Annotated in this window: 24 protein-coding genes; 8 read left to right on the top strand and 16 right to left on the bottom strand. The window is 56.7% G+C overall.

Annotated features, from left to right (window positions below; genetic code table 11):
* Nucleotides 1-68: 68 nt before the first annotated feature.
* A complete protein-coding gene (locus tag ACR0BZ_RS04215; RefSeq protein ID WP_480919537.1) occupies nt 69-1,472 on the bottom strand; it encodes an aminotransferase-like domain-containing protein in 1,404 nt (467 codons plus the stop codon).
* A gap of 99 nt (nt 1,473-1,571) precedes the next feature.
* Between ACR0BZ_RS04215 and ACR0BZ_RS04210 the strand changes: the two genes are divergently transcribed.
* A complete protein-coding gene (locus ACR0BZ_RS04210) occupies nt 1,572-1,799 on the top strand; it encodes a DUF1127 domain-containing protein (RefSeq protein ID WP_480472702.1) in 228 nt (75 codons plus the stop codon).
* A 60-nt stretch (nt 1,800-1,859) separates the two neighbouring features.
* Here ACR0BZ_RS04210 and ACR0BZ_RS04205 read toward each other — a convergent pair whose 3' ends face one another.
* Complete coding sequence (locus ACR0BZ_RS04205) at nt 1,860-2,303, bottom strand: PaaI family thioesterase (RefSeq protein WP_480558422.1); 444 nt, start codon at nt 2,301-2,303, stop codon at nt 1,860-1,862.
* A gap of 58 nt (nt 2,304-2,361) precedes the next feature.
* On the opposite strand from ACR0BZ_RS04205, the gene ACR0BZ_RS04200 reads away from it, so the two are divergent.
* The 4 genes from ACR0BZ_RS04200 (at nt 2,362) to gluQRS (ending at nt 6,273) form a co-directional block, all read left to right on the top strand.
* Nucleotides 2,362-3,147, top strand: coding sequence for an enoyl-CoA hydratase (locus tag ACR0BZ_RS04200; RefSeq protein WP_480919536.1), 786 nt, complete (start codon nt 2,362-2,364; stop codon nt 3,145-3,147).
* 255 nt (nt 3,148-3,402) lie between these two features.
* Nucleotides 3,403-4,743 (top strand): methylenetetrahydrofolate--tRNA-(uracil(54)-C(5))-methyltransferase (FADH(2)-oxidizing) TrmFO, encoded by a 1,341-nt coding sequence (trmFO, locus tag ACR0BZ_RS04195; RefSeq protein ID WP_480919535.1) that lies wholly within the window; start codon nt 3,403-3,405, stop codon nt 4,741-4,743.
* A 37-nt stretch (nt 4,744-4,780) separates the two neighbouring features.
* Entirely contained in the window at nt 4,781-5,395 is a 615-nt protein-coding gene (locus ACR0BZ_RS04190; protein ID WP_480919534.1) for a class I SAM-dependent DNA methyltransferase, read from the top strand.
* Entirely contained in the window at nt 5,392-6,273 is an 882-nt protein-coding gene (gene gluQRS, locus ACR0BZ_RS04185) for a tRNA glutamyl-Q(34) synthetase GluQRS (protein ID WP_480919533.1), read from the top strand. The genes ACR0BZ_RS04190 and gluQRS overlap by 4 nt, the downstream gene beginning before the upstream one ends.
* A gap of 4 nt (nt 6,274-6,277) precedes the next feature.
* On the opposite strand, the gene hisI is transcribed toward gluQRS, so the two are convergent.
* Nucleotides 6,278-6,667, bottom strand: coding sequence for a phosphoribosyl-AMP cyclohydrolase (gene hisI / locus ACR0BZ_RS04180; RefSeq protein WP_480481004.1), 390 nt, complete (start codon nt 6,665-6,667; stop codon nt 6,278-6,280).
* Nucleotides 6,668-6,715: 48 nt separating this feature from the next.
* On the opposite strand from hisI, the gene ACR0BZ_RS04175 reads away from it, so the two are divergent.
* Both ACR0BZ_RS04175 and ACR0BZ_RS04170 read left to right on the top strand, forming a co-directional pair.
* Nucleotides 6,716-7,168, top strand: a complete 453-nt coding sequence (locus ACR0BZ_RS04175; RefSeq protein WP_480919532.1) for an iron-sulfur cluster assembly scaffold protein — start codon at nt 6,716-6,718, stop codon at nt 7,166-7,168.
* A gap of 58 nt (nt 7,169-7,226) precedes the next feature.
* Entirely contained in the window at nt 7,227-7,865 is a 639-nt protein-coding gene (locus tag ACR0BZ_RS04170; protein WP_209596212.1) for a MarC family protein, read from the top strand.
* Nucleotides 7,866-8,049: 184 nt separating this feature from the next.
* Here the strand turns inward: ACR0BZ_RS04170 and ACR0BZ_RS04165 are convergent, their stop codons facing one another.
* From ACR0BZ_RS04165 to sciP, 5 genes are all read right to left on the bottom strand, one after another.
* A complete protein-coding gene (locus ACR0BZ_RS04165) occupies nt 8,050-8,172 on the bottom strand; it encodes a hypothetical protein (protein WP_480772677.1) in 123 nt (40 codons plus the stop codon).
* 112 nt (nt 8,173-8,284) lie between these two features.
* The gene (gene recG, locus ACR0BZ_RS04160; protein WP_480919531.1) at nt 8,285-10,375 is read right to left on the bottom strand and encodes an ATP-dependent DNA helicase RecG; all 2,091 of its coding nucleotides are present in this window, start codon (nt 10,373-10,375) and stop codon (nt 8,285-8,287) included.
* Entirely contained in the window at nt 10,372-12,624 is a 2,253-nt protein-coding gene (gene ligA, locus ACR0BZ_RS04155; protein ID WP_480919530.1) for an NAD-dependent DNA ligase LigA, read from the bottom strand. The genes recG and ligA overlap by 4 nt, the downstream gene beginning before the upstream one ends.
* Nucleotides 12,625-12,747: 123 nt before the next feature.
* Complete coding sequence (ctrA, locus tag ACR0BZ_RS04150) at nt 12,748-13,464, bottom strand: response regulator transcription factor CtrA (protein WP_267364745.1); 717 nt, start codon at nt 13,462-13,464, stop codon at nt 12,748-12,750.
* Between the two features lie 85 nt (nt 13,465-13,549).
* The gene (gene sciP / locus ACR0BZ_RS04145; protein WP_267364743.1) at nt 13,550-13,843 is read right to left on the bottom strand and encodes a CtrA inhibitor SciP; all 294 of its coding nucleotides are present in this window, start codon (nt 13,841-13,843) and stop codon (nt 13,550-13,552) included.
* A 128-nt stretch (nt 13,844-13,971) separates the two neighbouring features.
* Between sciP and mnmA the strand changes: the two genes are divergently transcribed.
* Nucleotides 13,972-15,117: a tRNA 2-thiouridine(34) synthase MnmA gene (mnmA, locus tag ACR0BZ_RS04140; RefSeq protein ID WP_480919529.1), complete on the top strand. Its 1,146-nt coding sequence runs from the start codon at nt 13,972-13,974 to the stop codon at nt 15,115-15,117.
* On the opposite strand, the gene ACR0BZ_RS04135 is transcribed toward mnmA, so the two are convergent.
* From ACR0BZ_RS04135 to bamA, 8 genes are all read right to left on the bottom strand, one after another.
* The gene (locus ACR0BZ_RS04135; protein ID WP_480919528.1) at nt 15,114-15,659 is read right to left on the bottom strand and encodes a carboxymuconolactone decarboxylase family protein; all 546 of its coding nucleotides are present in this window, start codon (nt 15,657-15,659) and stop codon (nt 15,114-15,116) included. The two genes, mnmA and ACR0BZ_RS04135, sit on opposite strands and share 4 nt — an antisense overlap.
* A 98-nt stretch (nt 15,660-15,757) precedes the next feature.
* Complete coding sequence (locus ACR0BZ_RS04130; protein WP_267364740.1) at nt 15,758-16,333, bottom strand: hypothetical protein; 576 nt, start codon at nt 16,331-16,333, stop codon at nt 15,758-15,760.
* The gene (gene lpxB, locus ACR0BZ_RS04125; RefSeq protein WP_480919527.1) at nt 16,326-17,492 is read right to left on the bottom strand and encodes a lipid-A-disaccharide synthase; all 1,167 of its coding nucleotides are present in this window, start codon (nt 17,490-17,492) and stop codon (nt 16,326-16,328) included. The genes ACR0BZ_RS04130 and lpxB overlap by 8 nt, the downstream gene beginning before the upstream one ends.
* Nucleotides 17,492-18,286 carry an LpxI family protein gene (locus ACR0BZ_RS04120; RefSeq protein WP_480558440.1) on the bottom strand — a complete coding sequence of 265 codons (795 nt, stop codon included), beginning with the start codon at nt 18,284-18,286 and terminating at the stop codon, nt 17,492-17,494. The genes lpxB and ACR0BZ_RS04120 overlap by 1 nt, the downstream gene beginning before the upstream one ends.
* A 4-nt stretch (nt 18,287-18,290) precedes the next feature.
* Nucleotides 18,291-19,076, bottom strand: coding sequence for an acyl-ACP--UDP-N-acetylglucosamine O-acyltransferase (lpxA, locus tag ACR0BZ_RS04115; RefSeq protein WP_480564843.1), 786 nt, complete (start codon nt 19,074-19,076; stop codon nt 18,291-18,293).
* Complete coding sequence (fabZ, locus tag ACR0BZ_RS04110; protein WP_267364735.1) at nt 19,073-19,546, bottom strand: 3-hydroxyacyl-ACP dehydratase FabZ; 474 nt, start codon at nt 19,544-19,546, stop codon at nt 19,073-19,075. Before fabZ ends, lpxA begins: the two co-directional genes overlap by 4 nt.
* 73 nt (nt 19,547-19,619) lie before the next feature.
* The gene (locus ACR0BZ_RS04105) at nt 19,620-20,198 is read right to left on the bottom strand and encodes an OmpH/Skp family outer membrane protein (RefSeq protein WP_480616718.1); all 579 of its coding nucleotides are present in this window, start codon (nt 20,196-20,198) and stop codon (nt 19,620-19,622) included.
* 6 nt (nt 20,199-20,204) lie between these two features.
* A complete protein-coding gene (gene bamA / locus ACR0BZ_RS04100) occupies nt 20,205-22,565 on the bottom strand; it encodes an outer membrane protein assembly factor BamA (RefSeq protein WP_480545594.1) in 2,361 nt (786 codons plus the stop codon).
* Nucleotides 22,566-22,685: the final 120 nt, after the last annotated feature.

Genomic DNA, 22,685 nt, shown 5'->3' with positions numbered 1-22,685 from the left:
GCGGCATTAGTCTTATTTATGCATGTAAAACCAAATACTTAGAAAATAGGTATTATATTACCCCATATTCAAACGCTGATTTGTTCAGGCGGATTGTCCAATAGAACACGCAGGCGCTGCATCGCGTCCTCGAACCGTTCCAGTGACACATGACCATTCATGGCAATACGTACCGCGTTCGGCGCGCGCCCATCGCGCAGCGCGAACTCGTCGGCGGATCGGAGTTGTATTCCTTCCCGCTCGGCCGCGCGACTGAATGCAGCCGACCGCCAGCCAGACGGAAGGCTCAACCAGACAAAGGGAACGTCCGGGGCCCAGTTCAAATCAAACCCACCCAGGGTATTGACGGCAACGCGTAGATAATCCCCCATCCGCGTACGCACATCCTTGGCGATCTGACGCGTACGCGGATCGGACAGCAGAAGGCGGGTCAATTCCGCCAGGGGCTGGGCCAATCCGAAATATCCGTATTCAGCGGACCGGCGCAGATCCACACTTTTTTCTCTGGGAGCGATAGCAAAACCCACACGCAATGCCGGTGTCAGAATCTTCGAGATTGATGACACGTGCCATCCCCGTTCAGGCGCCAGCGCCCGAAAGCTGGGCTCTCGGGCATCGCCCATGCGATAGCAGTCATCTTCAATGATCTGCAAATCAAAGCGACGGGCAATCTCAACGATCTCTTTCCTCCGCTCCAACGGTGTGTGCGCGCCCGTTGGGTTCTGAACTTCTGGCGACACACAGACGGCCTGCGCTGTGGTCTGGCGCAGAACATGCTCCAACGCTGCGGGATCGACACCCCATTTGTCCATCTTCACACCGACCACTTCCGCGCGCATCAGTTCGCCTGCGCGACGGAACCCGGCATAAGACAGGTCCTCGACCAGTACGACAGGTTTGGGCCCGCGCAGGATCGTCTGAAACACAACGCAAAGCCCGTTCTGGCCACCATGTGTCAACACAATATCATCATGGGTCAGTGCACCCAGCGGAAGATCTGACAACCAGTCCACAACCGCCTGTCGCACGGGCTGGTACGCATCGCGCGTCGGGTAATTCAGAAACAAACCCGGATCGGCTTGCGACACTTTTTTCAGACATTCACGGATCAGGGACACCTGCCCCATATCCGCCAACCTTGGGCTGAACAGGCTTACATTGGCATTGTACTTGTCGTCGCGAAGATGCAGTTGCCGCGCCCAAACGTCGTCAAGAATGGGCGATTTCGGCGGCGCAACAAATGTACCACGTCCGACTTCGGCTTGTAACAACCCCTCATCTGTCAGGATTGTATAGGCGCGCGCGACTGTACCAGGTGTTATTTGCAGACGATACGCCAGTTCGCGCACCGGAGGGAGTTTGACACCGACTTCCAAAGATTTGTTATCTATGGCTTTTCGAATTGTGTCAGCAACCAGAGTGTATTTCGGTCCTTTAGATTTTGACAGCGCCTCTGGCCAAATTGTATCCATTACAATTCTTCCTTTGCTTTTGACACAATTTCGAATGTATCAGTCATGTGTACCAAGTACAGCTAATTTGTGTCAATACAATTTGAAAGGAATTCCGAGATGACACGCACAATGCACACCCCCGCCCTTCTGCTGCTGACCGACAGCCCCCGGCTGCCTCTGGCCGCTGCACTGGCCGTGCGGTTTGCGGCAGCGGTCACTCAATGGGAGCGTCGTCGCCGCAGCCGCGTCAATCTTAGTTATCTGGATGACCGCTTGCTGAAAGACGTCGGTCTGACCCGTCATGATGCGCGCCGCGAAGTAAAGCGCCATTTTTGGCAGATTTAACTGATCCCCAGTCCCATTATTGGGACCTCTTCCTAGGCCGGGGCTTGTCCCCGGTCTTTTTTATCCGAATTTCGCGGCTGCAGACCCTGCAGGTGGCAGGGAATAGGTCATCGTCGCTCTGGCAACTGGGTCTTCTGCGCCATCGGAATACATAAGCACGTCACCGACGGCCAAAGTCCGGCCCAGTTTCAGCAGGCGACATTTGGCGATCATGTCCGTGTTGCCTTCTGGTTTGCGCAAAAAATCCAGGGAACTGTTCGTTGTGACCGCCAGGGATTGACGCCCTTTTCGCGCCAGAACCATTGCGTATACACAAACATCGGCCAACCCAAACATGGATGGCCCCGAAACCGTGCCCCCCGGCCGCAGATGCTGATCCTGCACAACAAGGCGCATGGTGATTGTATCTTCGGTCAGGTCCTCGACGACAAAGTCTTTGTGCACCTGCGGGAAAACCTGCTTAAGGTATTGTGACAGTTCGTCCCGGTTCATTGCCAACGCCATGCTTTCCCTCCTGCTCATACCGACCTAGAGTTGGCCCAACATGGGATCGGAGGGCAAGATGGCAATTCTGGAACGTAACGACACCGGCGCTGTTGCGCGGCTTACAATGAACGCCCCAGAGAGGCTGAACGCGCTGAGTGACGAGATGCTGTCGGCGCTTCAGGCTGAACTGGACACGTTGCGTGAAGACACATCGATCCGGGCAGTGATCCTGGCGGGTCAGGGCAAGGCATTTTGCGCTGGCCACGATCTGAAACAGATGACGGCCGGACGCCAGTCCGAAGATGGCGGCAAAGCTTATTTCAATGACCTGTTTTCGCGCTGCGCGAAGGTGATGATGTCAATCCATTCCCTACCCCAGCCCGTCATCGCACAGGTCCACGGCATTGCAACCGCCGCCGGGTGTCAGTTGGTGGCAACCTGTGACATGGCCGTCGCCGCCGCAGACACGCGGTTTGGAGTGAACGGGGTTAATATCGGCTTATTCTGCTCCACCCCAATGGTGGCCCTCAGCCGCAATATCCCCAGAAAGCAGGCATTTGAGATGCTGACAACAGGAGACTTCATATCAGCCGAACGTGCTGCCGATTTGGGTTTGGTCAACCGCGTTGTCCCCATGACGCATCTTGAACAAGAAGCCAACGCGCTTGCAGAACAGGTTGCCTCCAAGCTGGGAGTCGCTGTCAAAATCGGTAAAGAGGCTTTTTATCAACAGCTTCTGATGCCGCTGGATCAGGCCTATGCCTATACCGGCGACGTAATGGCGCAAAACATGCTGTACCGGGATACAGAAGAAGGCATTTCAGCCTTTATCGAAAAACGCCCCCCAAATTGGTCCCAATAATGCAATTGTTTTGCACATTTTTCGCCACTGTTTTGAATTTTGCACTTTTCAAAAGGGCGACACTGTGGCAAAGCTGGGTCGAGGCCAAGGCCTCAGGACACTTTTGGGTCGCCGTGGGCGGAAGGTCCCTCCAGCTGGTCTCTCTCACCAGCGCTGACAATCCCGCAGCGGCGACCCCAAGACCCCTTCCATAAAATTCGCGAAACCGCTTTGCCTCAGTTGCGCCCGATTGTGGTCTGCCCTATGTGGCATCGCATGACACAAGTTTTGCATATTGTAGGCGGCGGCATGGCCGGGTCAGAAGCGGCCTGGCAAGCTGCTGAAATGGGTGTGGATGTTGTGATCCACGAAATGCGTCCGACCATCGGCACCTTTGCACATCAGACCGGCAATCTGGCGGAAATGGTGTGTTCGAACTCGTTCCGCTCGGATGATGATGAGCAGAATGCCGTGGGCCTGCTGCATTGGGAAATGCGCGCCGCCAATGGGTTGATCATGACAACGGCCGATGAACACCGCCTGCCAGCCGGTGGCGCGCTGGCTGTGGATCGTGACCCGTTTGCAGAAAGTGTGACCGCAAAACTTCGCACCCACCCGCGTGTGACGGTAACCGACGAAGAAGTGACGACCCTGCCCGACGAAGGCCAGTGGATCTTTGCGACCGGTCCCCTGACGTCACCCACGCTGGGTCAGTCCATCCAGGCCGAGACAGGGTCTGACGCACTTGCCTTTTTCGACGCCATCGCACCGATCGTCTATGCCGAGAGCATCGACATGAGCAAAGCGTGGATGCAATCACGCTACGACAAGGGCGAGACCGAAGAAGAACGCACAGCCTATCTGAACTGTCCGATGGACCGGGACCAGTACGAAGCCTTCATAGACGCGCTTCTGGCAGCAGATAAAACCGTATTTCACGAAGGAGAGACAGCAGGTTACTTCGACGGCTGTCTACCCATCGAGGTTATGGCCGAACGCGGTCGCGAAACGCTGCGCCATGGTCCGATGAAACCGGTCGGGCTGACCAACCCGCATGAGCCCGACGTGAAACCTCATGCGGTGGTGCAGCTGCGCCGTGATAACGCTTTGGGCACCTTGTTCAACATCGTGGGTTTTCAGACCAAGATGAAATATGGTGCCCAAACCGAAGTGTTCCGTATGATCCCGGGTTTGGAAAATGCCAGCTTCGCCCGGTTGGGCGGCATCCACCGAAACACGTTCATCAACTCTCCCACGCTTTTGGATTCGCAAATGCGGTTGAAATCCAAACCCAACATCCGGTTTGCCGGACAGATCACGGGTGTCGAAGGCTATGTAGAAAGCGCCGCGATGGGGTTGCTGGCCGGTCGGCTTGCCGCCGCTCAGATTTTGGGGCGTGACCTGCCAACCGTTCCGCAAGACAGCGCAATGGGTGCTTTGATTCACCACATAACGGGCGGTGCCGAGGCCAAGACCTTTCAGCCGATGAACGTGAATTTCGGCCTGTTTCGCCCCGTGGATGGTCTGAAAGGCGGGCGTCGGGGTCGTAAAGACCGGTACAAGGCCTATACCGACCGGGCCAAAGCCGAATGGAGTACCTGGTTGGAGCATTGCTGACTGGACGCGTAATGCGGTCTCGGCCTAGCATGCTGGAATGAACGACACGTTTCTGAACAGCACATACAACCTTAGCACGCCTGAAGCGACTGAAGCGCACTATCAGAACTGGGCTGCAACCTATGAAAAGGAAGTTGGTGAACACGGTTACGCCACGCCGGGCCGTGTTGCAGCGGCTTTGTGGTCTTTCGCACCGAAGCCTCAGACACCCATTCTGGATTACGGCTGCGGCACCGGGTTGTCGGGGCTTGCCCTGCGCGCAGTTGGCTTTGAGGTCATCGATGGGATGGATCCAACAGAGAACATGCTTCAGGAAGCCGCCAGCAAAGGCGTTTACCGAGCATTGACCGGATTCGATATCGCCAAACCCGCGCCGTTGAAGCGTGGGGAGTACACGATGATCACAGCCATAGGAGTGATCGGAAAAGGTGCTGCCCCGCCCGAGACACTGGATTTGTTGATGCACGCACTGCCCAAGGGCGGTTTGCTTGGCTTTTCGCTGAACGATCATGCGTTGGCGGACCATAAATTCACTTGCCGTCTGACGGATTGGGTCGACATGGGGGCAGCACGTTTGTTATTTCGTGAACACGGTCCCCACCTGCCTGGGATCAACCTTAACTCTGACGTGTATGTATTAGAAAAAGCGTGACTCTTGTAACGCGCTTTGCGCCATCCCCAACAGGCCCCCTTCACCTTGGGCACGCGTATTCCGCGTTGGTTGCCAGCGATAGGGCCGCATCTGAAAGCGGCCGGTTCTTGCTTCGAATTGAGGATATCGATCGATCCCGCTCACGACAGCTATGGGAGGATCAGATATACAGCGACCTCAGATGGCTGGGGCTGACATGGCCAGAACCCGTAATGCGCCAATCGGATCGTATGGACGTTTACCATAAGGCGTTGGACCAGCTATGGGCGCAGGGGCTTTTGTATCCATGCACGTGTAATCGCAAAGATATCGCAGCAGCAGCCAGTGCGCCGCAGGAAGGCGCACCCATGCTTGGACCCGACGGGCTTGTTTATCCCGGGACCTGTCGAAAAAGGTTTTTTGGCAAAGATTTATCGATCCTTCCTCGTCCAACTCAGGACCCCTTGCGATTGGACGTGGTCAAGGCGTGTCAGGCGGTCTGCAACCTGGACAGGTACCAATTTCTTGAGTTGGGATCGGGTCCGGACGGCGAAACCGGCATTATCACTTTCACGCCTGATGAGGTAGTTACCACCATAGGTGATGTAGTTCTGTCCCGCCGCGACATGGGGACGTCGTATCACTTGTCCGTTGTGCTTGACGATGCCGCTCAGGGCGTAACACAGGTGGTTCGAGGGCGGGACTTGTTCGAAGCAACCCGCATCCACGTTCTTTTGCAGGCGTTGTTGAACCTACCGACACCCGAGTATTTCCATCATGATCTGATCCGCGATGATGCCGGCAAACGGCTGGCCAAACGCGACGATGCCCGCGCAATTGCAAAGTACCGGGCCGACGGAGCCAGCCCAGATGACATACGCCGAATGGTTGGGCTTTGACCCCCTATTCCATTGGCGCCATCAGTTCAGTTTCCACCCCACCCCGAACGGCGGTAAAAAAACAGGTTCGTCGGTTGGTATGACAGGCTGCTCCGGTTTGACGGACGAGAACCAGTAGACAGTCCCGGTCGCAATCGATCCGGAAATCCACCAATTCCTGCACATGGCCCGAGGTTTCGCCCTTGATCCAGAAAGCCTGCCGCGAGCGTGACCAATAGGTCACCCGCCCGGTTTCGAGGGTCTTTTCAACCGCCTGTACATTCATCCAGGCCATCATCAGAACCTCGCCTGATGTTTCATCCTGCGCAATCGCCGGGATCAGACCCGCCTCATTAAATCTCAAAGTAGAGGGATCAAACACGACTGGGTCAGACATCTCAAAAACCTTTTGCAACCGGTGGGCTGGCCACTATGTATGGGTAACACACGACGAGGGAAAGCCATGAGCGGCGAGAACGACCTGATTAAACTGTACTCCGGGCGCATTCTGGCGCTGGCTGCGGATATTCCGCATCTTGAGCGACTGGAAGATCCCGATGCAACTGTTAAGAAACGCTCGCCTTTATGCGGATCGACTGTAACTGTGGACATCAAGGTTCGCGACGGTCAGATCAGTGCCTTTGGTCAGGACGTCAAGGCCTGTGCTTTGGGGCAAGCGTCCGCCTCGGTCGTCGGAGATGCAATAATTGGTGCGTCGCGGGTGCAGGTCGAAGCTGCGCGCGATCAGTTGGCGGCCATGCTCAAGACTGGTGGCCCCGCACCTGATGCGCCGTTTGACGGCCTTGAGGTGCTTATGCCCGCACGGGATTATAAGAACCGCCACGCGTCGATCCTGCTGGTTCTGGATGCCGCGGCTGAGGCTATGGCGCAGGCTGAACAGGCAAACTGTGCCTGATTATAGCTATTTGGCGTAAACCCGTTTACCCTCAGCACAGATTTCAGGAGGGATGGGTTTGAATAATTTGCTCGAGCATTTCGTGACGCTTTGGGTCGTTATCGACCCGATTGGAACAATTCCCGTTTTTATTGCCGTTACGGCCGGATTGGACGCGGCAGGCCGGCGGCGGACAGCGCTGTTAGCAGCCGTGATAAGTGCTGCCGTATTGCTGTTCTTCCTAGTATTTGGTCAGGTGCTGATTGAAGCGCTGGATATCGGGCTGAATTCGTTTCAGGTCGCTGGCGGTATTATCCTGTTTCTTTTTGCCCTGACGATGATCTTTGGTGAGAGCAAACAAGAGGTTGAACAAAGGCAAGCCGAAGAAGACCGTGAAGACGCGTATCACCAGCAGAACCCGGCGATCTTCCCGCTTGCCGTGCCTTCACTGGCATCGCCCGGTGCAATGCTGGCAATCGTTATCCTGACGGACAACCACCGCTACAGTATCGCAGATCAGGGTATCACAGCGCTTGTCATGCTTTCTGTATTGCTGGTTGCGTTTGTGCTGATGCTATTGGCCGAGCCCATCATTCGGCTGATCGGTCATTCAGGCGCGGCAATCATCAGCCGTGTCATGGGCATGATCTTGGCCTCGGTTGCTGCCAACTCAGTCCTGTCCGCGCTGTTGGAAATCTTCAAAACCGGCCAATTGTAAAAAAAGCCGCCGCGCTTTCCGGGCGAAAAGGCGGCGGCAGGTATTGCGTGTCTCGCGTGGGGTCCGGTGTACCGCGCGGGGCCGAGGCATGGCCCCTCAAGGGGTTTGGGACAGGCAGGTCACCCTTGACTGAAATGGGGATGACAGTGCGGATTTTTCGGCACGAGATCGCAGGCAGAAAGGCTTAGAAACCAACCGGCAGGTGAAGGGCCACCATCAGCATCACGACCAAAGATACCACGCCAACGGCATCCTGTAGGATAGTCGATTGCGCGCGGCTGAAAGCGGTCTTGATCTGGGTCAGCATAGGGTCACCTCCGGTCAGAGTTTTAATCCTTTGTTGACCTTTTGTTCTCATATTTCTAAACGCAGGTAAAGAACTTTTTGAGAACATTTGTGAACTTTAGGGAACGTTACAGCTAACCCACTGAAATCAAACGGATCGCCTGATCCTGCTTCATCAACCAAAGCAGAACACGCGCGGCCTGTCCCCTGTCGGTGGTCAGTTTTGGATCGGTCGTCAGCAGCGCCCGCGCATCGGATTGGGCGACAGCCATCAATCCTGCCTGACGTTCCAGGTCCGCGATATGGAATTTTGGCAAACCGGATTGCGCAGTCCCGATCAGATCGCCCGCGCCTCGCATCTCAAGGTCAGTTTCCGAGATTCGGAAGCCATCCTCTGTCTCGCGCAGAACCTCCAGCCGCTTGCGCCCTCCCTCGCTGAGCGGTGGTTGATACATCAGCAAACAGGTGGATTCCGCATCCCCGCGCCCGACGCGCCCCCGCAACTGGTGCAATTGCGCCAGCCCAAAGATCTCGGCCCGTTCAATGACCATGATCGTTGCGTTGGGTACGTTCACGCCGACCTCGATCACCGTCGTGGCAACAAGGACCTTTGTTTGCCCATTCTGAAATGCGCTCATCGCGGCGTCTTTGTCGGCGGGTGGCATCTGACCATGAACCAGCCCCACAACGCCCTCACCCAAAATGGCCCGCAGGCGTTTGAAGCGTTCCTCGGCCGCTGTCAGGTCTGAAACTTCGGATTCGTCGACCAGAGGGCACACCCAGTAACACTGTCGCCCTTCATCAATCGCTCGCCGCAGGTGGGCGATGACTTCGTCCATGCGCTGTGTGTTGACAATCGCCGTTTTGATCGGTTTTCGCCCCGGAGGCTTTTCATCCAGCACCGAAACATCCATGTCGCCATATTGCGCCAGCGCAAGACTACGTGGGATCGGAGTGGCGGTCATTACCAGAACATCGGCCCCCTTGCCTTTTTCCGACAACTCCATCCTCTGCCGAACGCCAAACCGGTGCTGTTCGTCGACGATGGCCAATCTCAGCGCCTGGAATTCAACATCGCTTTGAAACACTGCATGTGTGCCAACCAGTATGTGAATATCGCCTTGTTTAAGCGCCTCAAGCTTGGCACGCCGCTCCGCGCCCTTGTCACGCCCGGTGAGCAGTTCCAGAACCACTCCGGCTTGCTCCGCCAGGGGGCGCAATCCTTCCAGATGCTGGCGCGCCAGAATTTCGGTCGGGGCCATCATCACGCCCTGCCCGCCTGCCTCAACCACGATCAGAAGGGCCATGAAGGCCACCAGCGTCTTACCGGCGCCGACGTCGCCCTGTAACAGCCGGTTCATTCGGGCGTCAGATGCCATATCAGCCGAAATCTCATCAATGGCGCGCGTTTGTGCGCCGGTCGGGCGATATGGAAGGCTTGCCAGCACTTTCGATTGCAGTACCCCGGTTCCCACGCTGACGATTCCCCGCGACTTGCGCTCTCGCTGCCGGGCCAGAGCGAGCGTCAGCTGATGCGCAAACAACTCGTCATACGCCAACCTCTGACGTGCAGGGGCAAACGGCGCTACATCATCCGCGCCGCGCGGATTGTGACCGGCGTGAATGGCCGCGGACCAGTTCGGCCAGTTTTGCTGCGACACCTGCGCCGGATCGATCCATTCCTCAAGTTCGGGTGCGCGTGCCAATGCGCTGCGGCTGGCCTTGAACGCTGTTTTCTGCGTCAGCCCTTGCGTCAGGTGGTAAACCGGTTCGAATTCCGGGATATCTCCTGCTTGTTCAACGGGCAGCATGTGGTCCGGATGCACCATCTGCGCCATACCGTCGAACAGTTCCAACTTGCCGGAAACCACGCGGCGTGATCCTTGTGGCAACACTTTCTTCAGATACTCACCACGTGCGTGGAAGAAGACCAGCTGGAAATCGGCCTGACTGTCTTCGACATGAACGCGATAGGCACCCCCCTTGCTGCGGGGCGGTCTGTGCGGGCCAACTGTCACTTCCACGGTCAGAGTGGCCGGCAGGTTCACCCCCTGTATTGAATCCCGCCTGCGCCGATCCACCACGGCATAAGGCAGGCTGAACAGAACATCGCGCGGGGATTCCACCCCGGTCTGCGCCATGGCCTGCGCTGTCTTGGGGCCGACGCCATCCAACGTTTCCAGCCCCGCAAATAGCGGGAAAAGCTGTTCGGGCCGTCCGCTCATGCGCCTTCTATCAGCTGAAGCCAGCCATCCTCGTCCAAAGTTTCGATCCCAAGTTCCGCTGCCTTTTTCGCCTTTGACCCGGCCCCGGGACCCGCGACCAGAATATCGGTTTTCTTGCTGACAGATCCGGAAACCTTGGCGCCCAACGCCTCGGCCCGCGCTTTGGCTTCGGCGCGGGTCAATTTTTCCAGCGTTCCGGTGAACACTACGGTTTTACCCGCGACCGGACTGTCCGAGGCTGGCGCGTCGGGGGCGATAACCGTCAATTCGCTGCGCAGCGTGTCGAAAGCCCGTCGTTCCTCTTCATTGGCAAATGCGTCCGACAGTGAAAGGCCAAGCGTTGCGCCAATTCCGTCGATGCCAATCAGCTCTGCCCAGGCGGCATTGGCATCGGCTGCGACATTGGCCTCCGCGATGGCTGCGTCCCGCACTTCTTTCACGCGTGCGCGACGCCCTTCAAGCTGCGCTGCCGCACGCTCTGCGTCTTCCGCCTCATCCGCCCGCCGTTGCGCCAGTGCAGCCGGTCGTGCAGTGTCCAACGCGAGCGCCATCGCATCCCAATCACGATAATACAGTGCCAGATCGCGCGCACCGACTTCGCCCACATGTCGAATGCCCAGTGCAAACAACAAGCGCGCAAAAGGAATTTTCCGCTTTTCATCAATGGCTTCGAACAGGTTCCTGGCGGATGTTTCGCCCCACCCGTCCCGGTTTTTCAACCGCGTCAGACTGGCTGCGTCCCGCTGTTCCAGCGTGAAGATATCAGCTGGCGCATTGATCGGAAGGGTTGGATCCCCATAGAACATTTCAATCTGTTTTGCACCCAGCCCTTCTATATCAAAGGCTTTGCGCGACACGAAATGTTTCAGCTTTTCAACGGCCTGCGCAGGACAGATCAGGCCGCCGGTGCACCGTCGAACCGCGTCGCCTTCTTCGCGGATCGCATCGCTCTCGCATTCGGGGCAATGTGTCGGAAAGGCAAAGGGGCGTGCATCGGCGGGGCGTTTGGACAAGTCGACATCCGACAGTTTGGGGATCACGTCGCCCGCGCGATAGACCTGAACCCAATCGCCCACTCGGATATCTTTTCCATCACGGATCGTGCCGCCTTTGGCGTCGCGCCCAGCGATATAATCCTCGTTGTGCAAAGTGGCATTGGAGACGACCACCCCGCCAACCGTTACAGGATGCAACCGTGCCACAGGGCTGAGCGCCCCTGTACGACCAACCTGAATGTCAATCGCCTCCAATCTGGTCCAGGCCAGTTCGGCTGGGAACTTATGTGCGATTGCCCATCTTGGCGTCGTCGAACGGAAACCCAAACGCGCCTGCAATGACAGATCGTTTACCTTGTAGACGACCCCATCGATATCATACCCCAAAGTCGCACGCTGCGCTTCGATATCCCGGTAATGAGCGATCATGTCCTCAGTCGTGGCACATAGGCGCGTCAAGGAATTCGTGGGGAACCCAAGCGTCGCAAGACGCTCAATCGCTCCCATCTGGGTATCCGCCAAAGGCTCTGACAGTTCACCCCAGGCATAGGCGAAGAAGCGCAATGGGCGGGATCGGGTAACTTCCGAATCCAGCTGGCGCAGTGACCCTGCCGCCGCATTGCGCGGGTTGGCAAAGGGTTTGCCCCCCCGTTCAGCCTGCCGCTCATTCAACGCTTCGAAATCAGAGTGAGACATGTAAATCTCGCCCCGGACCTCAAGAATTTCGAGCGCGTTTTCAATCTGCTGTGGAATATCAGAGACAGTACAGGCGTTGGCCGTTACGTTCTCGCCAACTTCACCGTCGCCCCGCGTTGCGGCCTGAACCAGCTGTCCGTTCTCATATCGCAAGGACAAAGACAGGCCGTCAATCTTGGGTTCAGCTGTGAAAGCCAGCGGCGCGCCTGCATCAAAGCCCAGATATTTGCGAATCGAGGCGTCGAAATCGGCAATGTCCCCATCGTCGAACGCATTTCCCAGTGACATCATTCGGACGGCATGAGTAAGTTTTGAAAACCCGTCCGCCGGTTTGGCCCCGACTTGGTCTGTCGGGCTGTCAGCACGTTTCAGGTGGGGAAAACGCGCCTCGATCTCGGCGTTTCTGCGTTTGAGGGCATCATAATCCGCATCCGACAACTCGGGCGCATCTTCTGCGTGATACAGCGTGTTGGCTCGGGACAGGATGTCCGCCAACCGCGCCAGTTCGGCACGCGCCTCATCATCGGTCAGGTTTGATATGGGAGTGGATTTGCTCATGGCCTCGCCCTGTCACGCGTTCTTGGACCTCAGTGATAGGGCGAGGTCATGGCCAGGTCCAGATGTGCTGAGCCGTGAGTGCAATGTGCCGCCCTGGACCACCAGCAACACAAACGGTTCAAATCAGAGGCCGACCGCCATTCGCGTCTCGTCCAGAGTGTTGCTTTGCGGGTCGCGCAACACGTAGCCCCGCCCCCAAACGGTTTCGATATAATTCTCGCCACCCGTTGCGTTGCTGAGCTTTTTGCGCAGTTTGCAGATGAAGACGTCGATGATTTTCAGCTCGGGTTCATCCATGCCGCCGTATAAGTGATTCAGAAACATTTCCTTGGTCAGAGTCGTACCCTTACGCAAGCTGAGCAATTCCAGCATCTGGTATTCTTTTCCTGTCAGGTGCACGGTTTTTCCGTCCACCTCAACGGTCTTGGCGTCCAGATTTACAGCCACGCGACCTGTGTGGATGATGGACTGCGAATGCCCTTTCGACCGGCGGATGATGGCATGAATGCGGGCCACCAGTTCTTCGCGGTGGAAGGGTTTGGTCAGATAGTCATCCGCGCCAAACCCGAAACCTTTGATCTTGCTGTCCGTATCATCTGCGCCCGAAAGGATCAGGATCGGTGTTTCCACACGGGCAATCCGTAGCTGGCGCAACACTTCATGCCCGTTCATGTCCGGCAGGTTCAGGTCCAGCAAGATCAGGTCGTAATCGTAGAGCTTTGCCAGATCGATACCTTCTTCGCCAAGATCCGTTGCATAAACGTTTAGGTTCGCATGCGTCAGCATCAGTTCGATGCTTTTAGACGTGGTCGGATCATCCTCGACAAGAAGTATACGCATTTTCACTGCTCCAATTCGGGTCAATAATTCCAATTAAAATTAAACCTGACCAAGAATGGTTAATCTGACGTTACCGTTGAATCATTTATTCCCGCTCACCTTTAGGTTGTCGATACTTTTTTAAGGCCGTGGCTTTTAAAGCCTCGACACCGTGTTCCGCGACCAGGGAAACCCAGCCGTTGAACTCTTCGTCACTTATGCCGTATTTCTGTTTTGCCTCAGACAGGCTGATCAGCCCGTAAAGCACCCCACGCACGACCAGAATCTTGCGTGAGGCCACCCACCGCCTAGTGCTTGTCGGCGGCAGATCGGCGCGCGTCAGTATGGATCCATCCGGCAGAGAAACAGACCTTGGCCCTTCCACTTTGTGCAAATACATCGCTTTACCCTTTTTGCTGCATCAAAGCTGGCACCAGCCTACTTAAGGTCGTATGAAACCGCCCCTTGAGAGTGTGTAGAATTTTCCTATATTCTGCCGGTCTTTCTTAACCCGGACAGGAACCGCCAATGGCCCTCGACACCGAGACCCCGCTGAACTCGCTTGGCTTTGCCAAACCGCCCTCGGAAACGCGGGTGGTTGTGGCCATGTCAGGGGGCGTCGATAGCTCCGTCGTCGCGGCTTACTTGGCCGATCAGGGCTATGATGTGGTGGGGGTGACACTGCAACTCTATGACCATGGCGCGGCTTTGGCCAAGAAAGGGGCGTGCTGTGCCGGGATCGATATCCACGATGCGCGCCGCGTAGCGGAAGAGCGTGGATTTCCCCATTATGTTCTGGACTATGAAAACATCTTCAAGGACGCGGTGATCGATGAATTTGCGGAAAGCTATCTGGCAGGCGCAACACCCGTCCCCTGCATTCGCTGCAACGAGCGCGTAAAATTCAAGGACCTTCTGGAAACCGCCAAGGATCTTGAGGCCGACTGTATGGCCACCGGGCACTATATCCAACGCAAGATGGGGCCAAACGGCCCGGAACTGCACAGCGCCGAAGATGCCAACCGGGACCAATCCTATTTCCTGTTCTCGACAACGCCCGAACAGCTTGATTTCCTGCGCTTCCCGTTGGGTCATTTGCCCTCAAAAGACGCGACCCGCGAAATGGCGACTCAATATGGGTTGTCTGTGGCGGACAAACCCGACAGTCAGGACATCTGCTTTGTGCCCGACGGCAATTATGCCAGCGTCATTGAAAAGCTGCGCCCCGGTGCTGCGGAACCGGGTGAGATTGTTCATGCCGATGGCCGCGTTCTGGCACAGCATAACGGGGTGATCCATTACACGATCGGCCAAAGGCGCGGCTTGGGCATCGGCGGCCTGAGCGAGCCGCTTTATGTGGTCAAGCTGGACGTGGACAAAAAACAGGTCGTTGTCGGCCCCAAAGAGATGCTGGCAACGCGTGTCGTTCCCGTGCGTGAGATCAACTGGCTGGGCGATGAAGCCTTCACATCGCGCGAAGAATGGCACCTGTCAGTCAAGGTCCGTTCGACCCGCCCCCCGCGCGAGGCCATTATTCGACCGCTGTCCGACACCACTGCTGAGGTGGAATTGCTGACACCCGAAGAAGGCATCTCGCCCGGTCAGGCCTGCGTCTTCTATGCCTCGGAAGGCAGCCGCATCTTTGGCGGCGGCTGGATCTGGCGCGGGTACTAGGCTGAAACGGGTTCAACCTCGGGTTCGATCTGGATCTGAAGCGCATCGTTGAACCGGTTGAATGCACCGCACAATGCGATGCGCCAGGTTAACTCGACAATCTGGGCATCGCTGAACCAGTCCCGTAGGTTGGAAACCTCAGCGTCGCGCATGCGGCCTGAACGTGTCGTCACCGCCTCGGTGTATCGCACGACAGCCTTGTCGCACGCGTCCAGTTCGGGGTGGTTTTCGACATCTGGCAGGCGCGCCGCGCCTTCGGGGCTGAGACCTGCAACCGTCAACAGCGGAGTATGATGCGAGACGCAGTAGTCACAGGCGTTCAATTTGGAAACCGTCACCATGGCCAGTTCCAGCGCACGACGCGGCAAGGTTTGCTGTTCCCGCAACGCCGTCAACATGCCCGCGACATGTTCCAGAACCGGTGGACAATGTGCGGCAACCCGGGCCCAATTGTCGAACGGGCCATAAGCACCCAAAGCCGCATGTGACGCGCGTGTCTCGTCTGCCATCTCAGGGTCTGACAAAGGGGGGATGCGGGTCATGATGAAATCTCCTTTTCAGCGAGGATATCTTAAGTCCGCACCGCTGCAACAGACGGTCTCGGATAACAAACCCGAGACGGAATGCCGAAACAGGCCTGTTACAGGGCATCCGTGGGCGAATTGAAGAGGATGTAAAGCCCGACGCAGACCATGATATATGGGGCGATCCGATCCATACGGGCGACGCGTGGCCCAAGGCTTTTGGCCCGAGGTGCGCCCCAGGCGGCAACTACGACCAGAACTGAAGCGGCCAGTGCTGCGCCGATCAAGGCGGCAACACGGTATGAAGGGGCAGACTCCGCCAATAGCGGTGTCATGACTGCGAAACTGTCAATCGACAGGCTCAGGAACAGGGTAACCACCGATGTTACGGCCCCTTTTACCTCGGTTCCTTCAGAATTGGCCCCGAAAAACTGCCGCCAGATTCCGCGCAAACCAAAGGCCAGTGGTACAAGACCCAGAAACCCGATCCAAAACGGTGCGCCGCTCTGGTCAACACCCAATGCGACAGTCATGGCCAATGTCAGAACAATTGTCTGCGCGACGGCAAAGCCAATGATGGCGCGGCGTTGCTCAATCACCAATATCAAACCCAGTAGGACGGCCAGATTGTCCAGATTGGTGGATATCATGGCAACCCCGGCTGAAGCGGCGAACAGCGTGTGATCAAGCATGCTCAATCTGCATTCTGTCCAGCACAGCTCGTGCCGCCCGCAACCCCGGTGCTTCTCCTCCGCGCCCCAACCGTTCCATTGTCAGGTTCATCGCGAGTTGCTGAGCGTCAGGGGCATTGGTCACATCATGCAGGGCTTTGGCGATCTTGTCTGGCTGGCAATCGTTCAGCAGGCATTCAGGCACGGCGCGTGTTTCAGATACCAGATTGACCAATGTAACAGTGTCCAGCTTGACCATGCGTTCGGCCATTTTCTGGGTCAGCCAATTGAGTTTGTAGGCGATCACCATAGGTGTATTCTGCGCCGCCAGTTCCAAAGAAACCGTACCCGAAGCGGCCAGCGCGATACATGCCGTGCCAAAAGCCGCGCGTTTTTCGACCGTGGCTTGCCCGGCCCCCATTTTTCGCGGGTCGAGCACTATTGGTGCGCCCGGCCAGCTTTGCGTCAGAGCGTTGACCAGGTCAGTTGTCGCACCCACGGTTGGAACCACGACACGATAACTGGGATGGTCCGTCAAAAACAGCCGCAATGCCTCACCGAACGTGTCTGCCAGACGTTCGATCTCACCCCGGCGCGATCCGGGCAGAGCCAGCAGGACTGGTACATCCCCTAGGTCGTACTTGCTCCGGAAGGCCGCAATCTCGGCCTGTGTTGCCGTCGGTTCGCCGGCAACAGGGTGGCCGACAAAGTCGCACTCCATCCCTGCCCGCTCCATGTATGGCGGCTCGAACGGAAGCAGTGCCAGCACATGGTCGATGACCTTTGCCATTTTGTCCGCTCGCCCCGGACGCCAGGCCCAGACACTGGGCGCGACGTAATGCACGGTGCGGATATCACTGGCGACTTTGACGATTTTGGCGACACGCAGGCTGAAATCGGGGCTGTCGATGGTGATCAGAACGTCCGGCCGCGTGTCCAACACTGCTTGCGCGGTCTCCGAGATTCGACGCTTGAGGTGGAAAAACTTCGGCAGAACCTCGATCAAACCCATCACCGAAAGTTCCGACATCGGAAACCGGCTGGTCAGCCCCTGAGCCGCCATCAATGGTCCGCCCACGCCGTCGAATTCAATATCGGGGATCAGTGTTTTCAGCCCCTCCATCAACGCGCCGCCCAGCCGGTCGCCCGAAGGTTCACCGGCGACCAGAAAGACGCGCATCAGACCGCCCGCTCGCGAATATACAGGAACAGCCCAAGGCGGTTACATTCGGCGATGACCTGTTCTTTGTCCAAAACCAACACACCGCCCTTTTCCAGAACGATGCCAGACAAGCCTGCCGCGACCGCATCCGTGACGGTATCTGGCCCGATGGCCGGCAGATCAGCACGCCGATCTTGATCGGGCTTTGGGCCTTTGAACAGTATGCCGCCCCCCGCGTCCGGGCGTTGCGTCAGGGATTGAAGCATCCAGGCGGTTCCAAAGATGCCTTCGATTGCCAACACCTGCCCTTTTGAGACTGCACAGGCCTGACCAATATCCACAGCCCCCATGGCCCGCAGAATTCCGGCAGCGCGGTCTGCATCTGCCATATCACTCTCGGATGGGTGCACATCAGTCAGACAGCCCAAAGGCGGCAACAGGCCAGGGGCGATTTCATGCGCGGCGCACACCCGCAATCCTGCGCCTTCCAACAGGCCAATGACAGCCCGCAATGCTCCGTCATCACCCGACAGCATGGCCTGCTGGATCACCGGAACCAATGGCATCGTCGCCGCGTCAATACGTTTAGGATCAACCTTCGGGCGCCGAACTGCGCCGGCCATACAAATCTCGGTCACGCCCTTCGCCTGAAGCCCGGCAATAAAACTGCCAAGCTGTTCAAGCGGAAACACGATATCTGCGACCAGATCATCCGGCAGGAACCCTTCCATCGCGCAGATCAGCGGACGTTCCGCCAGTTGGGCAACCAATTCGGTCGGCAGTGCCCCGGTTCCCGCAATCAACGCAAGCATGTTCCTATTTCCTCGGTGTCAGGAACGACCGATCGCTGTGTCCGGTGACAAAATCAACGATCCGCTGCACATAGTCGCTGTCGTTACCCTGACCAAGACGGTAGGCGCGATCCATGAATGTTCCATCGCCTTCAGACAGCTCCTTGAACGCGGCACGCAACGCCGAGATGTCTTCGCGCGAAACACCTTTACGCTTGAGACCCACGAGGTTCAGACCTTCAAGCTCACCCCGGGAGGCTTGTACCAAACCGTAGGGAATGACGTCCTTTGGCACCATGGTGAGCGCACCGATGATCGCCCCGCGACCAACACGCACCCACTGGTGCAGGCCCGAAATGCCACCGACGATCACATCATCCTCGACGATGCAGTGACCAGCTGCCCCTGCGTGGTTCACCATGATAACCCGGTTGCCGATCTGCACGTCATGGGCCACATGAACACCTGCCATCAGCAGGCAATCATCCCCGATCCGGGTTACACCGCCGCCACCTTCGGTCCCGGTATTGATCGTCACGTGCTCGCGAATGCGGTTGCGCTGACCGATTTCAAGGCGCGTGTTTTCACCGCCAAATTTCAGGTCCTGCGGAATCTCACCGATCACCGAAAAATTAAAGATCACGGTGTCTTCGCCAATCGATGTGTCACCGGTCACAACGACATGAGACTTCAGTTCGACCCGATCAGCCAGTTTTACATTGGCGCCCACATAGCTAAAAGGACCGATGACGCAATCCTGCCCGATCTGCGCCCCGTCTTCGATAATCGCGCTGGGGTGGATACGGCTCATGTTGTTTTTTCCATATCCCAATCGACATAGGCCGAGAATTCTGCCTCGGCGGCCACTTCACCATCAACAGTTGCGCGGCCGTTGAATTTGAAAAGCTTGCCACCTTTCTTGCCGCGAACCGTTTCGACATGCATTTCCAGGACGTCGCCAGGAACAACTTTCCTGCGGAATTTGCATTTGTCGATGCTCATGAAATAGATCAGCAACTCGGTGTCGATGACATCCATACCCACGCCCAGCATTACGCCTGCTGTCTGCGCCATCGCCTCGACGATGGTAACACCCGGCATGATCGGTGTTCCCGGGAAGTGGCCCTGGAAATGCGGCTCGTTCATGGTGACGTTCTTGATACCTCGGGCTGATTGATAGCCAGAGATGTCCACCACCTTGTCGACCAGCAAAAACGGATAACGATGCGGCAGGATCCTTTGGATCAACTGAATATCGGCGCTTTTGGGTTCCGTTGTCATGATTCAGGTATCCCGTTCTGAATGTTTCTTTTTCAGCGTGGTTAGCAATACAGCCTCGCAAGGGCAAGCGAACCTATTCGCTTGTGTCCTTTTGCAACCCGCTGCCATCGCCAATTGCCGTGTTCACGCGGATTATCGCGGCCTCGGTGATATCTGACGTGCTTACAACGACATTGGAGCGTTCGATGATCACGCTGGCCCCGAATTCGCGTAGCAAATCAACAAGGATCGGGCGAACAATTTCAAAAAACGTTTGCTGCGCTTCCTCGCTGCGACGTGCCAGCGCGTCCAGCTTTGCCCTTTGTCCGTCTCGATGGGACTGAACCTTGACATCGAACGCTTCGGCCAGCGGGCGAAACTCCTCCGCTGGCATGGTCGCACGCTTTTCGGTCAGGTCTTTTTCTTCTCGGCTGAGTTCCGCGACAATCCGTTCATTTTCTTCCGCAAGCATTGCGCTTTCTTTTTCGATCTCGCGCAACACACGTTGCCCAAATGCGGAATTCTTGAACAGCTGCTCACCGGACAACGTAACCACGCTGGCTTGCGGAACACCTAGCTGCTGCGCATCAGCCGAAGGGGCCTGAAACAGCATCATAAATGCACACAGGGCCCAAAGCGGGCCCTGTATCAAGGTAAAGAACCTGTTCGTCATCGCAGATCAGAACCGGGCCTGAATGGTCAGGTCAAAGTTCTGTTCCTTGTCGAACGTTTCCTTTTTCAGAGCCTTCGAGAAGTTGAACTGCAAAGGTCCAAACGGCGTTTCCCACAAGACCGAGATACCGATAACGTGACGAATGGACCCGTCTGCGCCAACGATATTTGCCCCTGCGGTGTTCACATCGTTGATGTTGTAAAGGTTTCCAACGTCATAGAACAGACCGCCCCGCAGGCCCAGTTCCTCGGGCAGACCCAAGGGGAAATCGGTTTCAAAACGCGCGACCCAGTAATAGTTGCCGCCGATGGCATCGTCCTGACCATTGGACAAATCACGCGGGCCAAGACCCGCAGGCTCAAAACCGCGGAAAGTACGAGGCCCCAACACAAAACGGTCGACGGTGCGGCTGAAGTCATTTCCACTCCAATTCAACGCACCCAGCTCCAATGTGGCCCGTAGTACCACTTCTTCATTCCAGACCCGCGTTTGGGCGATACCGCGCGCAGTGGTTTTGAAATACTTGTTATCACCACCAAGGCCTGCCGCGTCGACGCCCACCTCGAACAGAACACCAGAATTCGGGTCCAGACCACCAATCCGGCTGTCATAAATGTAGGACAGTCCCAGTGAACTGGACGTCCGTTTGCCTTGTGCGATCTCGGATGCGATCACTGCGCCATTGGTCTGATTGCTTTGTTGCGTCATCTCGCTGCGGTCCCAGCCATAGCGCAGACGAAGAGCGGACAGTTCACCGATTGCATAGGTCAGCTGAGGTGTGAAGAACAACGAGCTCGTGTCGTAGCTGGCAAAGCCGGAATTGGTTGCCGACAGTCCCAGTCCAAGATCGAAACGCAGCTTTCGGCCCAGCAAATAGGGTTCGGTAAAGTTAATCGTGTACTGTTCTGAATCCTGTGCCGTCGAGATCGAAACACCAAGATTCTGACCACGTCCAAGGAAGTTTGCCTCGTTCAGGCCGATTGCAATCCCGAAGCCGTCTGTGACCGAATAGCTGCCGCCAAGGCTCAGCGAACCTGTAGGCTGTTCCTCGACATCCACATCGAGAATGACCTGGCTGGGTGACGACCCTTCCCGAGGCTCGACCTCCGCAACTGCAAAGAACCCAAGCGCATTGATGCGTTCCGCGGCCTGACGGATTTCACGTGGGTTGAACGGGTCACCTTCTACAGTGTCAAACTGGCGGCGGATCACACGGTCCAGCGTGGTGGTGTTGCCTTCGATATCGATCCGTTCAACAAAAATCCGCGGACCTTTCGTCAGAACAAATTCAATGTCCAGGGTAAGATCACGGTCATTGCGCGTCACACGCGGTTCAACCCGCAGGAAATCTACACCCTGTTTCAACCCAAGGCGTTCCTGCCGCGCGATCGAGTTTTCCACCAGCGTCGGCGTATACGTCACGCCCGGTTTGATTTTCAGCACATCCTGATAAGGCGCTGCATCAACGCCGGGAATTTCACTAACCGTCGTGATCTTTCCAAACGAGAACTTTTGGCCTTCGGTGACGTTCATCACCAGAAAGAACGCATCCCGTTCGCGGGTGAATTCAACGTTGGCGCTGTTCACACGGAAATCGATATAGCCCCGCGACAGGTAGAAATCGCGAATGACCTGTTTGTCGAATTCAATGCGGTCGCCGATAAACGTGTCGTTACGGAAGAACGTCCGCAGGAAGGTTGCCTGCTTGGTTTCCAGAACCCGGCGCAGCCTCCGGTCCGAATAGGCGCGGTTGCCGACAAAGCTGACGCGCTCGACCTCAATGGTCGTGCCTTCTGCCACTTCAAAGACCAGATCAACCCGGTTGTCGCTGCGACGGATAATGCGAGGAATAACGGTTGCCGCGACGCGACCCTGGGCGGAATACACTTCGGCAATGGTGTCGGCGTCTGCTTCGGCCGCCTGTGGCGTAAAGACCCGGCGGGGTTGCGACGAGATCACGTCCAGAAGAACGTCGTCTTTGACGCGAGCGTTCCCTTCGATGCTGATCTGGTTGATCGTTGGATATTCCTGGACCTGAATGACCAGAGTCGTGCCGCGCGGCGTCAGTTCAACTGTCTCAAATACACCACTGTCAAGCAAACGCTGATAGGCATCGTTAAGCTGCCCGGCCGTTACGGTCTGGCCCGGTTCGATTCCGGTTCGAGCGATAATTGTTCCGGTTTCGATCCGGCGGTTCCCCTCAACATCAAACGAGTTGATTGTGTAGTTTTGCGCCGATGCCGCATGCGGAAACGCCAGTAAACTTACCGCAACAAAAAGGAAAAAAACCGTTAGCGCCTGCCACAAAATATTGTTTGTCGGCATATGCCCCCCGCAGGATGTGCCTGCGTCTCGCCTGTCAGTCATTTTATGCTCTACCCAGAATTTTGAGACTTTAATGCTGAGTAACGGGATTGAATGAGCTTGTCAAAAGGCGATATCGAAGCAGTCAGGCAGACGACCACGCGACAACAGACCTACGATTTT

The sequence above is a fragment of the Ruegeria sp. P8 genome (assembly GCF_056534665.1).
This window is presented reverse-complemented; position numbering and strand designations above follow the sequence as displayed.